Annotated in this window: 15 protein-coding genes and 1 tRNA gene; 5 read left to right on the top strand and 11 right to left on the bottom strand. The window is 39.1% G+C overall.

The genetic code is table 11. The features are described 5' to 3' along the window. Positions 1 to 330 precede the first annotated feature (330 nt). From AB3Y88_RS10165 to AB3Y88_RS10145, 5 genes are all read right to left on the bottom strand, one after another. A complete protein-coding gene (locus tag AB3Y88_RS10165) occupies positions 331 to 1,794 on the bottom strand; it encodes an APC family permease (RefSeq protein ID WP_056961335.1) in 1,464 nt (487 codons plus the stop codon). Positions 1,795 to 1,961: 167 nt separating this feature from the next. Then, positions 1,962 to 2,384: a hypothetical protein gene (locus AB3Y88_RS10160; RefSeq protein ID WP_054757957.1), complete on the bottom strand. Its 423-nt coding sequence runs from the start codon at positions 2,382 to 2,384 to the stop codon at positions 1,962 to 1,964. Between the two features lie 163 nt (positions 2,385 to 2,547). Continuing rightward, complete coding sequence (locus tag AB3Y88_RS10155; RefSeq protein WP_054757956.1) at positions 2,548 to 2,880, bottom strand: hypothetical protein; 333 nt, start codon at positions 2,878 to 2,880, stop codon at positions 2,548 to 2,550. A 21-nt stretch (positions 2,881 to 2,901) separates the two neighbouring features. Beyond that, positions 2,902 to 3,345, bottom strand: coding sequence for a universal stress protein (locus tag AB3Y88_RS10150; protein WP_056961337.1), 444 nt, complete (start codon positions 3,343 to 3,345; stop codon positions 2,902 to 2,904). A 63-nt stretch (positions 3,346 to 3,408) separates the two neighbouring features. Further along, positions 3,409 to 3,696, bottom strand: a complete 288-nt coding sequence (locus AB3Y88_RS10145) for a hypothetical protein (protein ID WP_228888457.1) — start codon at positions 3,694 to 3,696, stop codon at positions 3,409 to 3,411. Between the two features lie 161 nt (positions 3,697 to 3,857). Here AB3Y88_RS10145 and AB3Y88_RS10140 point away from each other — a divergent pair. Together AB3Y88_RS10140 and AB3Y88_RS10135 are read left to right on the top strand one after the other, a co-directional pair. Beyond that, positions 3,858 to 3,941, top strand: a tRNA-Leu gene (locus AB3Y88_RS10140). Between the two features lie 556 nt (positions 3,942 to 4,497). Further along, positions 4,498 to 6,117: a 6-pyruvoyl-tetrahydropterin synthase-related protein gene (locus AB3Y88_RS10135; protein WP_228888455.1), complete on the top strand. Its 1,620-nt coding sequence runs from the start codon at positions 4,498 to 4,500 to the stop codon at positions 6,115 to 6,117. A 122-nt stretch (positions 6,118 to 6,239) separates the two neighbouring features. Here the strand turns inward: AB3Y88_RS10135 and AB3Y88_RS10130 are convergent, their stop codons facing one another. Further along, positions 6,240 to 6,440: a cold-shock protein gene (locus tag AB3Y88_RS10130; protein WP_054757953.1), complete on the bottom strand. Its 201-nt coding sequence runs from the start codon at positions 6,438 to 6,440 to the stop codon at positions 6,240 to 6,242. Positions 6,441 to 6,725: 285 nt separating this feature from the next. Here AB3Y88_RS10130 and AB3Y88_RS10125 point away from each other — a divergent pair, with 285 nt between their 5' ends. Then, on the top strand, positions 6,726 to 7,013 hold the full coding sequence (locus tag AB3Y88_RS10125) for a hypothetical protein (protein ID WP_156653532.1): 288 nt from the start codon (positions 6,726 to 6,728) through the stop codon (positions 7,011 to 7,013). 161 nt (positions 7,014 to 7,174) lie between these two features. On the opposite strand, the gene AB3Y88_RS10120 is transcribed toward AB3Y88_RS10125, so the two are convergent. Continuing rightward, complete coding sequence (locus tag AB3Y88_RS10120) at positions 7,175 to 7,459, bottom strand: hypothetical protein (protein WP_056961342.1); 285 nt, start codon at positions 7,457 to 7,459, stop codon at positions 7,175 to 7,177. 149 nt (positions 7,460 to 7,608) lie between these two features. Between AB3Y88_RS10120 and AB3Y88_RS10115 the strand changes: the two genes are divergently transcribed. Beyond that, on the top strand, positions 7,609 to 7,899 hold the full coding sequence (locus AB3Y88_RS10115) for a hypothetical protein (RefSeq protein ID WP_054757951.1): 291 nt from the start codon (positions 7,609 to 7,611) through the stop codon (positions 7,897 to 7,899). A 24-nt stretch (positions 7,900 to 7,923) separates the two neighbouring features. Here the strand turns inward: AB3Y88_RS10115 and AB3Y88_RS10110 are convergent, their stop codons facing one another. The 3 genes from AB3Y88_RS10110 to pepV form a co-directional block, all read right to left on the bottom strand. Continuing rightward, a complete protein-coding gene (locus tag AB3Y88_RS10110) occupies positions 7,924 to 9,099 on the bottom strand; it encodes a DUF998 domain-containing protein (RefSeq protein ID WP_056961344.1) in 1,176 nt (391 codons plus the stop codon). Between the two features lie 149 nt (positions 9,100 to 9,248). Beyond that, the gene (locus tag AB3Y88_RS10105; RefSeq protein ID WP_054757958.1) at positions 9,249 to 9,494 is read right to left on the bottom strand and encodes a hypothetical protein; all 246 of its coding nucleotides are present in this window, start codon (positions 9,492 to 9,494) and stop codon (positions 9,249 to 9,251) included. A 100-nt stretch (positions 9,495 to 9,594) separates the two neighbouring features. Further along, the gene (pepV, locus tag AB3Y88_RS10100; RefSeq protein ID WP_228888449.1) at positions 9,595 to 10,995 is read right to left on the bottom strand and encodes a dipeptidase PepV; all 1,401 of its coding nucleotides are present in this window, start codon (positions 10,993 to 10,995) and stop codon (positions 9,595 to 9,597) included. Positions 10,996 to 11,138: 143 nt separating this feature from the next. Here pepV and AB3Y88_RS10095 point away from each other — a divergent pair, with 143 nt between their 5' ends. After that, positions 11,139 to 11,981: an NAD(P)H-hydrate dehydratase gene (locus tag AB3Y88_RS10095; protein WP_228888446.1), complete on the top strand. Its 843-nt coding sequence runs from the start codon at positions 11,139 to 11,141 to the stop codon at positions 11,979 to 11,981. A gap of 31 nt (positions 11,982 to 12,012) precedes the next feature. Here the strand turns inward: AB3Y88_RS10095 and AB3Y88_RS10090 are convergent, their stop codons facing one another. Beyond that, on the bottom strand, positions 12,013 to 12,723 hold the full coding sequence (locus AB3Y88_RS10090) for a pseudouridine synthase (protein WP_228888444.1): 711 nt from the start codon (positions 12,721 to 12,723) through the stop codon (positions 12,013 to 12,015). Positions 12,724 to 12,729: the final 6 nt, after the last annotated feature.

The following is a 12,729-nucleotide window of genomic DNA, read 5'->3' as shown; positions in this document are numbered from 1 at the left end:
ACAGGAGGTTACTGGCTGGAACACGTTAAATAGGTGACAGCCAGTTGAAAAACTACACGTACTAAGCGCTGGAGCATCTAATTCAAGACAAAAATAAGGACTATGCAAAAGATTAGTTTTGCACAGTCCTTTTTTATTCCGGATAAACGTGTTCCATAAGTCAAAATTCTCCGTCTAACTTCGAATTACTCATAGCAAAGTACCCACGATGTTCGCAATTTCGAGTTAGCACTCAAATTTTCCCGACTTATGTCACACTCCCTTTTTTTCTATCTTTCAATTTCTAAATTAGTACATTTAACTCACTTGCTGGCTGAATTTAGCCGCAAATTACTTATTTTTTTCTTCATTTTCTTTGGCTTGACTTCGCTTACTCAAGAAAGAATGACGCATCCCATAACCAAAGTAAATTACCAGACCGAAAATAAACCAATATAAGGCATATAACTTAGCCCCCATATCAAGTCCCCAGAAAACAGCAAACGCGGCCAAAAATGCTAATGCTGGCATAACAGGGTATAACGGCATCTTAAAACTTGGTTCTGGTAAGTCTTTTCCTTCGCGTGGACGCAGTGCGTAAATTCCCAGAGAAACAAACATAAATGCAATCAACGTCCCAGCTGAAATCAACTGTGCTAAAAAGGCAAATGGGAACACAGCGCCTAAAATAACCCCCACAATCGACAGCACAACTAAGGCACGATTAGGTAAATTATCTTTGTTCAAAGAACCCAGCCATTTTGGAAGCATTCCATCACGTCCAAAGGAATAAAGTAACCGTGAACCAGCCATCATCATCCCGATCAAAGCGGTAAACATCCCCACAACAGCGACTGTTTGGACGACAATTGCAATAATTGGATGACCACTTTCACGCAAAGCCCAGCCAACAGGTTCAGCGTTATTAGCATAGCTTGAGTATTTGAACATTCCTACCATTACAAGTGAAACACTCACAAATAATATCACGGCTAAAACAAGTGATCCCAAAATACCGCGTGGCATTGTCTTTTTGGGATCCTTGGCTTCTGCAGAATTAGCAGCAATTGAATCAAAACCGATATAAGACAGGAAGATTGAAGAAACCCCAGCGTAAATTCCTTGCCAGCCACCAAAAGCAGAACCATCAGCGTTCGGATGATATTTTGGAATAAAAGGAGAATAATTTGAAGCATGAATGGCTGTTAAGCCAACAAAAACAAACAGTAAAATTGCTAAAACTTTAAGTACCACCAAAATATTCTCAACACGTGCTGCGCCTGACACACCACGGGCTAGCAATAATCCTACTAAGATAACCACAATTACAGCGACTAAATCAATTACTCCACCTGAAGTACCATATGCACTAGAAAGTTGTTTAGGTAAGACAAGCCCAAGCGGTTCAATCAAACCACGAAAGTTTGCGGATAACCCAGAAGCCACAAAGGCAACTGCGATAAAATACTCTGCTAACAGTGCCCAACCCGCAATCCAACCAAAAAACTCTCCGAAAATTACGTTGATCCATGAATATGCAGAACCAGCAAAGGGCATTGCAGATGACATTTCAGCATAGGCAAAGGCAACCAACCCAGCTACAATTGCCGCTACTAAAAACGAAAGTGCCACCGCTGGACCAGCATGCGAAGCTGCGACAACTCCAGGAAGCGTAAAGATAGAGGTTGAAACAATTGTACCGACACCCAGAGCCAAGAAATCCTTGACCGTTAAGACTTGACTTAAATGGGAGTCTTTATCTTGATACACATTTGGATCCTCTTTTAACAACATTCGTTTAAAAAAACTTTTCATAACCATTCTCCCTTTAAATAATTTGTAAATATAAGAATTATAACAATTTTATTAAGAAAGTCAAGGTTACAAATCATCGTTTTTTAACGTATGCTCTTCAAAAAGCTTTATCAAAGGATTCAACAATTAGAATCTTTTAATTTCAGTATCTCTGCCACTTACATTTACTAAAATTTTTCATCTAACAGTAAATTCTGCATAAAGATAACTGGTGCACAAATTTGCAAAAATGCATATTTAAGAAAATTGAGCGCAAAATCCAACAACAATTCACGCAAGTCGTTCTTCTTTTGCGGATGCTGCTTGCGCCTAAGTTCATTAGCTGTATCCGTTAATTCTGTGTGTTCTTCTTTGATTTTGCCTCTTCTACTCAAGGTTGCTGTCTCGGAAATTTCATTAAGATTATCACTCTTTTTGCCTTTTTCTCTCGACATATTAAATGGATAGAGCATCACAAAGTTGCTAACTAGGTAATAGTCCAACAAAAGCTTCCAACTACTAGATGATATTAACTGAACACCTGCTAATAAAATCGCAAAAGAAAGTCCTCCACGCAACAGAATGCTTCCGTATTGTTTAAAATTACTCATACATAAAGCCCTCACTTTAAAAGTTTACTGCATAAAAACACTACTTATGCTAACACATCGCTAGAAACAACACAAAAACAAAAAAGATCCAAATACGTAGCTAATATACGTAAATTGATCTCCCCCAAAAAATATAGCTTAATTTTAACGTTAATCACTTTTACTACGCTTTGTCAAAGTCTTTCATCAACTTCTCCGTTAAGTGATTAATATAGATCATTGCTACCGTATACAAATCGAGAAAATAGATTAGGATTCCTAGCGAACCATAGAAAGCCATAGAAACAGCAATCCAGAAAAGCAACTGACTAAGAATCGTCCACTTTCTTCGAGTTGCAATTGTACTTTTAATCTCTGGATCATCTGTCTTTTTCAGAATTTCTGCCTTTTTTTGTCCCAGCTTATCCCGCATCTTCTTCACCGCTACACTGAGCCTGAAATTGTACACCATCAAGAGGACCAGACTGCACAAAGCAAGTAACTCAAATCTTGTCATCGCAGCTTCTCTCCCTTCTTACTAAACTACTAGCACATCGCATTTTGCCATTCGAATTACACTGTCCGTCACTGCGCCCATCAACAAGCGTTCAACTGCCGACAACCCGGTTTTTCCAATCACAATCAAATCAATTGGATAATCAGCAGGAAAGTCTTGTGTAATGACGACGCGTGGAGAACCAAAGCGAGCATGGATTCCAAGATTGGTAAATCCTTCCTTAGCAAATCTATCTTTGAGCTTTGTCAAATAATCTTGAATATACTCAAAGGAAGAATAAATCATATCTCCCGTGCCGCTCATCACACCACCAAAATTAGTCGTAAATTGTTTAACATCAATCACGTTCAAAACCTCAACCCGGCTATCATTTTGTTTTGCAATTTCAATAGCTCGTGCAAGTGCCTTTTCCGCATTTTGTGACCCATCTACAGGTACTAAAATATTACGATATTGTTTTTCCATAGAATCACTCCCCTTGCCTTGTTTCCCTAATGCCATTATACCATTAACAGTTATAAGAATCTTTTAACCTTTATTAAAGGTTGCAATGAAATTACGACAACTTTGTCGAATATTTCCCAGTTCATTTAATAATTCCTGTTTATCTTCCACAGATGCGGAAATTTTTAATAGCAGTTCATGATAAGCTTTGTTAGTAGTATTTTTTTTCAATTCGCTGGCACTCGCTTTTTTAATACTTGTAAAAATCAAGGTTGCAGTATAAAGATTACCCGCAGCCGCTAATTCAATTGCATTTTGTGCCCCATCACGATAAATTCCTGCACGTTCCAGATAATAATTTTTCTCTTCCATCAATAACACCCCGTTCGCGCATGGCTACGCTTTCATTACGCTAAATTTTACTCGTTGCATTCTTATTTTGCAAGACTCGGGTTAGTCGACTTTTAAATAAAATTTGTTCTTCCATTTTAACGCAACCTATTGTATACTATTTAAGTGCTATTAATTCAGCTGCCCTCGTGGCGGAATTGGCAGACGCGCAGCGTTCAGGTCGCTGTTTGGGTTTCCAAGTACAGGTTCGACTCCTGCCGAGGGCATAATAAAAGCCTTTAAATCAAGGCTTCAAAAGTAATTAGGACATCAGCTAAGTATAAGTGCTAGTGTTTTTTTATTGCGTAAAAAAGACTCCTTACGAATTTTCTCCCAACAAGTAGCATTTAACGTCCAAATATAAAAAGAGTCATCTCAATTAAGAGACAACTCAAAGAGAGAAAATGCTTTATTGGGATAAAACACCATCTATACTCTATAATATTACTCAAAGAAAGCTAATGCAACTCTATTTTAGCTAAAGAGACTGTAACTGCTAAATTCAAGTTGCTTTAACCAAAAGACCAGTGCTTGTTGAAACTTTTACGTTTCAGGTCATTGCCCGAACCGTTCCGTAATTTGGACCTAAACAAGTAACCGTCTGATTAAACTACCGCTAAAAACATTTAAAAATGCTAATCTTTGTTGTATAATTCACCGAGGAAAACCTGTGAGTTGCTAGCACAAGTAAACGGGGAAAGTACTTGACTAGGGACTTGCAAGTATTTAAGGAAAGCTATTTCAATTATTTGAGTATTATTTACTAGATTCAGGGGGAGCACATTGAACTTTTTAAAAATTAAAAAAACCGCTGCAGTTATTTTGGGGAGTTTGCTGGGAAGCTATTTGTATCTAGTTCCCTTTTTTTACGATGGCAAGCTACGCGTTGGACACTGGTTAGAAAGTGACGCTAACTTCCACTTGTCTCGGCTTTATGGTTTAAACAATGCATTTTCACACCCAATTAACTATATTTCGTTTAAAGGCGTTGGCCAAGGTGTTAATTATTTTTACCCGTGGCTTACTTTTTACCCAGCCCATTTATTGGCTAATTTGCTACATAATGAAGTCGCCGGCTTCATTGCTTTTTTGTTCATGATTACTTGCCTAACCTTTGTACTTTCCTATTACAGTGCACGGGCGCTTTTTAATAGCGAACGCTGCGCAGTTGTCTTTAGTATAATTTATCCATTTTCTGCTGGGCGTGCCGTAAATGTTTTCCAAAGGGCCGATATTGGCGAAATTATTGCCATGGCTTTTTTCCCAGTCGTGCTGCTTTGTTTCTACAAATTAGTCCTTAAAGCAGCCAATGATTACTGGTTGTTACTCGCGGTTTCCAGTGCATTGATAATATATTCGCACGTTCTTTCAAGCATTTTCTTGTTCTTCACACTCTTATTATTGTTGCTGTGCAGCTGGTCACAAATTTCAAATAAAGCTGCCTTGCTTATTGCTTTTCTTAAAAGTGCCTTTTTAACTTTAGGGTTAACTGCTTTTTTTTGGTTACCTTTATTGCAACAAGTCCATCACCTGCAAATCACACCACCCAGTATTAAAAAACTAGCAGATTCAGCAGTTGATGTTAGTTGGTTATTGACTAATTCCTTAAGTAATTCGATTGGAAATGGTAACTCCGTCCTCGGATTAGTCCTGACAGTTCTTTTTATTGGTGGTGCTTTAAAATTACAGCAAGCGGACTACAATTATCGGGTCCTTTGGTTTGTGAGTGCGTTTCTTCTTTTTCTAACAACCAACTTATTTCCTTGGTTTCTATTTCAAAACACACCCATCAAAATGATTCAATTTCCATGGAGATTCATTGAAATTGCGACCCTGCTGATTTCCGTCAGCGGAACATGGCTTCTTAGAAAGACTCGCAACAGAAATATTTTACTCTTGCTACTTTTAGTCCTTGCTATCCACACCGCAACTTCATTTAATTTACGCAAAGGCGCAGTTGCTGTCATAGACGGTCAAAATTATTTGACCACTGTCAAAAATACTGAATCAAGTGATTATTATCCACTAAAAAGCAGTCAGGGATATCAAGAAACCATTGCAGCTAAACGTTTTATCGTCGATCAGACCGCCCAAAATCTTAAATTTCACGCTTCCAACAAACAAGTTCAACTTCAGATGCTAGCCAAAAATAAAGCCCAAACAGTTGACACCCCTTTTCTGAGATACTTAGGTACAAGCGTCCACGTTGAGGGCAAAAAGCTGCCTGTATCAACTTCGCCAAGAGGCACTGTGCTCATCAAAGTACCTGCTAAAAGTACCCAGGTAACATTGACAAGCTCATATACTAAATTAGGTAATTTTTCAAAAGTTCTTTCTCTGTTTTCACTGGCGATTACTTTTTTAATAGGCTGCTGGAAATACTTTAAATTACTTTCCAATTAACATAAAAATTTGTTAGTAAAAAATTCATCGCAATTTTAAGACAATCTAAAAGGCTGCGACAAAACGTTAGTTTCATCACAGCCTTGATCTTACTTAATTGTCAGTATTACTCACACTAAAGGTTACTGTGCAACCACGTTAGCTGCCTGTGGTCCACGATCACCAGCTTCTTCATCAAAAGTAACTTTTTCACCTTCGTCTAAGGTCTTAAAGCCGTCCTTTTGAATAGCTGAGAAATGCACAAAAACATCTTTACCATCTTCACCGGTGATAAAGCCATAACCTTTATCTGCATTAAACCATTTAACTGTACCATTTTTCATATTATAATCCCCCTAGGATAAAAACCAAACAAACAGACCAACATATGTTAACACCTGAAGGAATTAAAAATAACATGAAACATGATACTTTTTTTTCGTACAAATGCTAAGAACGACTACATATTAGCATATTATCTGCTAAAGAACAACAAGTAACTATAGCATGAACAATTCAATTTCTTATTTTTTACTTTACGTGAATTTTACAATTTAGTTTAAGATCTCTAATAATTCCGTTTTTTAAGGTTTTTTTCTGATATAATTATCTTTGTTAATAAAGAAGGGATGGTAACATTGCTTGACTTTGAATTCATTAAGGAGTTTTTATACTTTATCAGCTGTTCTTCACTCCAAGATGGTCCTTCCGAAAAAGAAGTACTTGCGTTCGCTCTTTCCAAGGGAATTAGCAAACATGAGCTAGGCTACATTGAAATCCTTTTGTACGAAGCCCAATTTACTACTAAAAAACCGCTTCAAATTGAAGGCCATTTCGTCAGTCTGTCTCCCGGCAAGATTACAGCAATTGGTCAAAAAAGCGTAAACTCCGACTCTGATAATGTTATTTCGCTTTAAAAGCTACATAAATTTGAAAAAGCAACACATGTCTATCAAAAAGGACTTTGACGCAAGCCCCTTTTTGATTACACATGACACATAATAACGGCTATATTCTGATCACGATGTTAACTTATCTGAATATGGTCTCTTTTTAGTGGAATAATACTTGTGCGCCTTTATTTTCGGTGTGGCAAAGAAATCACTGTACCGTAACCGTGAAGCATCACATATTTTGGACCCACTACTACATTCACAATTTGTGGAACAAAATGCACACCAATAATTCCATCACCGTTTTTAGCAACTGCTTTTTCGATCAATTTAGTTTTAACCTGAGTATACAATTCTTCGTAACAATCAACTTCATCAATTTGTTCTGCTGTTAAAGTCCTTTTAAGCGTTGCATTAACAACACCTAGAATCATGTAAGACTGATTAATTTCACCTGTAGTAAGAAACATTTGTCCACTTCCCTAATTTTTCATCTGTTATATTTTAATTTTAGAGAAACTTTCCTAAATTAACAACTAAAAAATGCAAATGGTAACTAAAATTGCTGATCTTTCTGACACATGCTATAATTATTTTCATCGTGAAAGGTGGTTACACAATGGATTTTTATATTAACTTAACGAACAATCTCAAACTTCAGATTGACTCAGATACAGTCATCACTGGCTATGTAGTCAAGGGCAATATCAAAGACACACATCTTGAAAAGGTTTTTTCGACCTCCTTTGAAGACTGGAACAAGACCCAGCATGAAGAAAGCAGTAGCCAAGAGATGTTCGACTACCTTGCCTGTATTTTGACGCATATCGATTGGTTCTCAATTGGACGGGCTGATAATCATCCGCAAATATACAGCACTAATAGCGTTCAAAGTATCATTAAATTCTAATTAAGACACTTAAAGCATGCGAAGTTATTTAATAACGACTTCATAATGCTTTTTTTGTGTGCTGATCATAGCTTGTAACTGCTGCAGCAACAGCAATAGCCAGCTAAAAGAAAGTACAAAAGCAATTAATTCAAATGCCGTTAAAGACAAATAACCGATCGGAGAAAACAAAAGCGAAGCCCCCAGCAAAGAAGCCCCAATTGCATAAGACAAATGCTTAAAAGTTGGTTCCATTTGTGGCAGCAAAATTCCGACCAAAGCAATGATAATCAACAGCAGATAGACCATCAGGCTTGCTGCCTGCGTATGCAGCTCATGCAATAGGCCGCGCCCGTTGTTAGCAAATAGGCCTACCCCGCCAAGGCACACCGCAAAAGCAGTTAACAAAATGTGTAGGATGAATAAGCGCCGATTCCTACCAAACTTTTGATCAAGCGCTGCAAAAATAAAATCAATTAGTGCCGCTAGCAATAAGGCCGACGTAATCAAAGTCAAATTAAATTGCCAACTGCTGCTTGCCTGGCTCGTCCCTAAAAAGCTGACATTGTGTTCCCACCAATGTTTATTGCTATTAGTGATCATTGAGGCAAGCGCCCCTCCGATGATCACACAGACAAACAAAATAAAAATTACTGCTGGTGAAAGACGACTTTCTGCATACAGCATAAAATAATTAACGACACTGCAAAATAACAAGAAGATAAAAGAAGAGGTCAAAAGATCAAAAGCAGCTCCTTCAAATAACAACTCCAGCAACCAAAAAAAAGATAGCAGGCTAATCGCCAAAATCAGCACAAACGACAACATAATAGTAAGAAAGCTACGCCAGTAAAGCTTCTCTCCCAACCAAGACTGGATGAGTTTACGATCCTTGAGATAAAAAGAAGCAAAAACTAATGATCCGCTTAACGTCCCTAAAAGAATTGTTAAACTCGCAATCGATTCGTTCCCTGCAAGATTAATAGGTTCCTGTCCTCTTATATAAAAATATCCCCCAAAAAGCACAGTGAAAAAAAGTGCTGGTAAAAAGAAACGCAACGGTGAAATATTGGTATGGTAATCTGTTTGTGTGACAGGTTCAATCACTATTTTCCCTGCAGGATAATGTGAATAGGAAAGCTTGACTTTGTCTCCTTTTTTAACCTTTAACTTTTCTAAAATAGCATCTGGCAATATAATCTTGTGGTTGCTCTTAGTCATCTTTTTCACTCCTGCATTTAATTTACTGCAAAACTCCCCCGAGTTCGCTTTTATTTCCAAAGTAGTCATACAAAAAAACAAGAAGTCGGCACACACAGCACCATCTTCTTGTTAAGCTTCAGGAATTATTCCTACCGCTTTTACTATCTTTAAATAAAAATACGATAATTTCTCTTTGTAATGTTGATAGTCTCCCGCGTTGTTCTTTTAGAATTCAACTTCAACAAATTCCTTAACATATGTTCAAGCTTCTGGTCATCCAATAAGCGTGTTAAAACGTCTTTATCGACCTTGATCGCCAATTTTTCCTTCTTGCTGGGAACCAAAAATGTCTTTGTTTGCTCGTCTTCTGCTAAGACGTTTTCTTCCACTTCATGCATAAAATTCTTTTGCACGCTATGACCTCCTATTGCTTTTTCTAATTTAATTTTACGCTTTTTAACAGCAAAATACAAAATTAAAAAAAACTTATGCAAATTCCAAACACTGAATCCCCTATTTAACTAATTCATAAATTGCCTCAGCATAGATCGCAGCTGCACGTAAAAGATCATCAACCGGAATAAATTCATTTGCTTGATGCATGGTATCCTCTGCTCCAGGAAACATTGCACCAAAAGCCACGCCACGGGGAAGCAATCTTCCATAGGTTCCACCGCCAACAACCATTCCATAACCCTGATTTCCAGTTTGACGTTCATAAACACGCAACAAGGTCTGCACCAATGGATCTTCTGATGAAACATAGTGCGGTTCCTGCGTTTTGCCTGTCAGATTGAGTTCTGCATCCACTTTTTGAAGAACTTTAGCTAGTCCCGCTTGGAGCTGGGTAGGTTTAATTCCACGCGGATATCTGAAATTCAACGTTATTCTGCCACCTTTAGCAGCCTCAAATTCAAAGATCCCTGCATTCATCGTTAAATCACCCATCACGCTGTCAGTAAAGTTGAGTCCAAAGTTACTCATGCGTGAATCTTGATGCAGATAATCGGCAGCAAAAGAAATAAAATTAAGCGCACCGCCACCCAAGCCTAATTGCTTTAAGAATAACGCTAAGTACGTTCCGGCATTTTCACCATTACGGGGTTCTTGTGCATGTGCAGCTTTGCCCACAATCGTAATAGTAACAAGTCCATCTTCTGCCTGTGCCTGACCAGTAATCGGCATATCAGCTACATAGCGTGCCAAAAGTGGCTGCACCTCTGATAATTCTATTCCGCTTAGGCGTGCACTGGCATCCCGTGGAACCATGTTTTCGCGCAATCCAGCGGTGAATGCCAACAGCTTTACCTGTTCTCCATTTCCACCTTGAAAATCAACATTATAAGTCACATTACCCTTTTCACCATTGATTAATGGGAAAAAAGCATCTGGAGAAAAGCCAAAATCAGGGGTTGGCATTTTTTCAAAATAATGCGTCATGCAGCGCCAACCGCTCTCTTCATCTGTTCCGAGAATCAGACGAACTTTCTTACTAATAGGCAGTTGCAACTCCTTGAGCAGCTTAAGCCCGTAATAAGCTGCCATTGCGGGTCCTTTATCATCTGAAGCTCCGCGCGCATAAAGCCGTCCATCCTTGATAACCGGTATAAAAGGATTTGTCTGCCAGCCCTGACCTGCAGGCATCACATCCACATGTGCAAGAATTCCCAAAGTCTCTTTACCGGTTCCATACTCAATATGACCTGCTACATGGTCAACATTTTCAGTCTTGAATCCGTCACGCTGAGCAGCCTCTAAAAATTTCTCCAATGCTGCGCGCGGTCCTGGTCCAAAAGGGGCCGCACCTGTTGCCTGCGTTTCATCCCGCACACTCTCAATCTTGAGCAGCGCTTGTAGATCAGTCAACAACGCTTCCCGTCTTTTTTGGATCTCTTCTTTCCAATTGATCTGCATCTTATCAGCCTCCAAATTTTTACAGCACAACTGTTTATTTATCCACTTGATTGATTTTACCACGACACGCGTAGCTTCTAAAAGTCTTTACCTTATTCCTGTTGTATAATAAAGTGCAATCTTTAAACAAAGGAGCTTAAGAAATGCAAATTCTAGATGAAAAAAGTTTAAAACGTGTTATTCAAGTCCGTCCGCTAAACAGTCATAAAGGCAACTTTGGTAAGATACTCACAGTCGGTGGAACACGCCAATATGGTGGAGCAATTATTATGTCTACCTCGGCTGCGATTCACGCAGGTGCGGGTCTGGTAAGTTGCGCCAGCTCGCCGCTCAATTTAACTGCCTTACACACCATTGTTCCAGAAGCAATGTTTATCGATTCTACCGTTGCAAAGGAGCTGCGCCAAGCAGTTGCTGCTGCAGATGTGATCGTGATTGGTCCTGGATTAGGAACAAGCGCTCATTCCCTTGAAATTTTAAGCACAGTTTTGCAAAACACACATAAAGAACAATTCTTAATTATTGACGGTTCTGCCATTACTCTCTTAGCAGACAACCGGGAACTTTTAGCATTGTTGCACGGGCTCCAAGTTGTTTTTACTCCTCATCAAATGGAATGGCAGCGCCTGAGTGGAATTCAAATTAGCGCTCAGACTAATGCTCAAAATCTTCACGTCCAACAAGCTCTCAAAGCAACTGTCGTCTTAAAAAAGTACCAGACCGTTATTTACCATTTGGATGGTTCGATCGCACAATTAAAAACTGGTGGTCCCTATATGGCCACTGGCGGAATGGGGGACACCTTAACTGGAATCATCGCAGCCTTTTTAGGACAATTTCACACATCTACCCCTGAACAAGTTGTTGATGCCGCCGTCTACATTCATAGCGCTATTGCAGCCGAGCTCTCGCGTTCACGCTACGTTGTCTTGCCAACAGATATTATTGGAAAATTACAGGAATTCATGTTGCACGCTCTTAAATAAACTTTTTGCTTTTTTAACTTAGTGTGTTTAATTACTTAAATAAAGCAAGCTCAGCCGGCGTCAAAGCTCTAACTTGGCCAGCCTTAAGTTGCGGATCTAGTTGGAGTTGCCCAATTGCACAACGCTGCAATTGTAAAACCTTCATTCCAACTGCGCCGAACATTCTTTTAATCTGATGATATTTACCTTCCACAATCACAATCTGCACACTGCTTTTTCCAGTTGGTACATTCCCTTTTAAAAGTGTCAGTTGGGCAGGGCGCGTAACTTCCCCAGTTCGCAGTGTCAGTCCAGCAGAAAATTGGCTGCAAATCTGCGTAGTTACCGTACCAGCGACAAGCGCACGGTATGTTTTTGCGACATGCTTCTTGGGTGACATTAACTGATGGGCGAAGTGCCCGTCATTAGTTAGCAATAATAAACCGGTCGTGTCCTTATCTAATCTGCCGACCGGAAAAATACCCTTTCGCGCTGATTCGGGTAACAAGGAAAGGACCGTTTGCTGTTGTGGGTCGGTGGTGGCTGAAATCACTCCAGCAGGTTTATTTAACATCAAATAGCGCTTACTTTCATAATGAAGCTCGTCACCGAAAGCACTAATCACATCCTGTTGCGGGTCAACGTGTTTTTTGCCACTAGTTGCTTTAGCACCATTAACAGTGATTGCGCCGTCTTGCAGGAGCTTTCTCACCTGGGAACGCGTTCTTCCCAAAGTTGTTGCTACTAGTTTATCAAGTCTCATCTTTTG

This window comes from Liquorilactobacillus satsumensis (assembly GCF_964065465.1).
GTDB classification, from domain to species: domain Bacteria; phylum Bacillota; class Bacilli; order Lactobacillales; family Lactobacillaceae; genus Liquorilactobacillus; species Liquorilactobacillus satsumensis.
The sequence above is the reverse complement of the archived record's forward strand: the minus strand, read 5'-3'. Positions and strand labels throughout refer to the sequence as shown.

What these genes read in the sequence shown, in the direction of transcription:
- AB3Y88_RS10090 (WP_228888444.1), bottom strand. Translation starts at nt 12,723, where the DNA reads ATGAGACTTGATAAACTAGTAGCAACAACTTTGGGAAGAACGCGTTCC.
- AB3Y88_RS10095 (WP_228888446.1), top strand. Translation starts at nt 11,139, where the DNA reads ATGCAAATTCTAGATGAAAAAAGTTTAAAACGTGTTATTCAAGTCCGT.
- AB3Y88_RS10110 (WP_056961344.1), bottom strand. Translation starts at nt 9,099, where the DNA reads ATGACTAAGAGCAACCACAAGATTATATTGCCAGATGCTATTTTAGAA.
- AB3Y88_RS10120 (WP_056961342.1), bottom strand. Translation starts at nt 7,459, where the DNA reads ATGTTTCTTACTACAGGTGAAATTAATCAGTCTTACATGATTCTAGGT.
- pepV (WP_228888449.1), bottom strand. Translation starts at nt 10,995, where the DNA reads ATGCAGATCAATTGGAAAGAAGAGATCCAAAAAAGACGGGAAGCGTTG.
- AB3Y88_RS10150 (WP_056961337.1), bottom strand. Translation starts at nt 3,345, where the DNA reads ATGGAAAAACAATATCGTAATATTTTAGTACCTGTAGATGGGTCACAA.
- AB3Y88_RS10160 (WP_054757957.1), bottom strand. Translation starts at nt 2,384, where the DNA reads ATGAGTAATTTTAAACAATACGGAAGCATTCTGTTGCGTGGAGGACTT.
- AB3Y88_RS10155 (WP_054757956.1), bottom strand. Translation starts at nt 2,880, where the DNA reads ATGACAAGATTTGAGTTACTTGCTTTGTGCAGTCTGGTCCTCTTGATG.
- AB3Y88_RS10130 (WP_054757953.1), bottom strand. Translation starts at nt 6,440, where the DNA reads ATGAAAAATGGTACAGTTAAATGGTTTAATGCAGATAAAGGTTATGGC.
- AB3Y88_RS10145 (WP_228888457.1), bottom strand. Translation starts at nt 3,696, where the DNA reads ATGGAAGAGAAAAATTATTATCTGGAACGTGCAGGAATTTATCGTGAT.
- AB3Y88_RS10115 (WP_054757951.1), top strand. Translation starts at nt 7,609, where the DNA reads ATGGATTTTTATATTAACTTAACGAACAATCTCAAACTTCAGATTGAC.
- AB3Y88_RS10165 (WP_056961335.1), bottom strand. Translation starts at nt 1,794, where the DNA reads ATGAAAAGTTTTTTTAAACGAATGTTGTTAAAAGAGGATCCAAATGTG.
- AB3Y88_RS10125 (WP_156653532.1), top strand. Translation starts at nt 6,726, where the DNA reads ATGGTAACATTGCTTGACTTTGAATTCATTAAGGAGTTTTTATACTTT.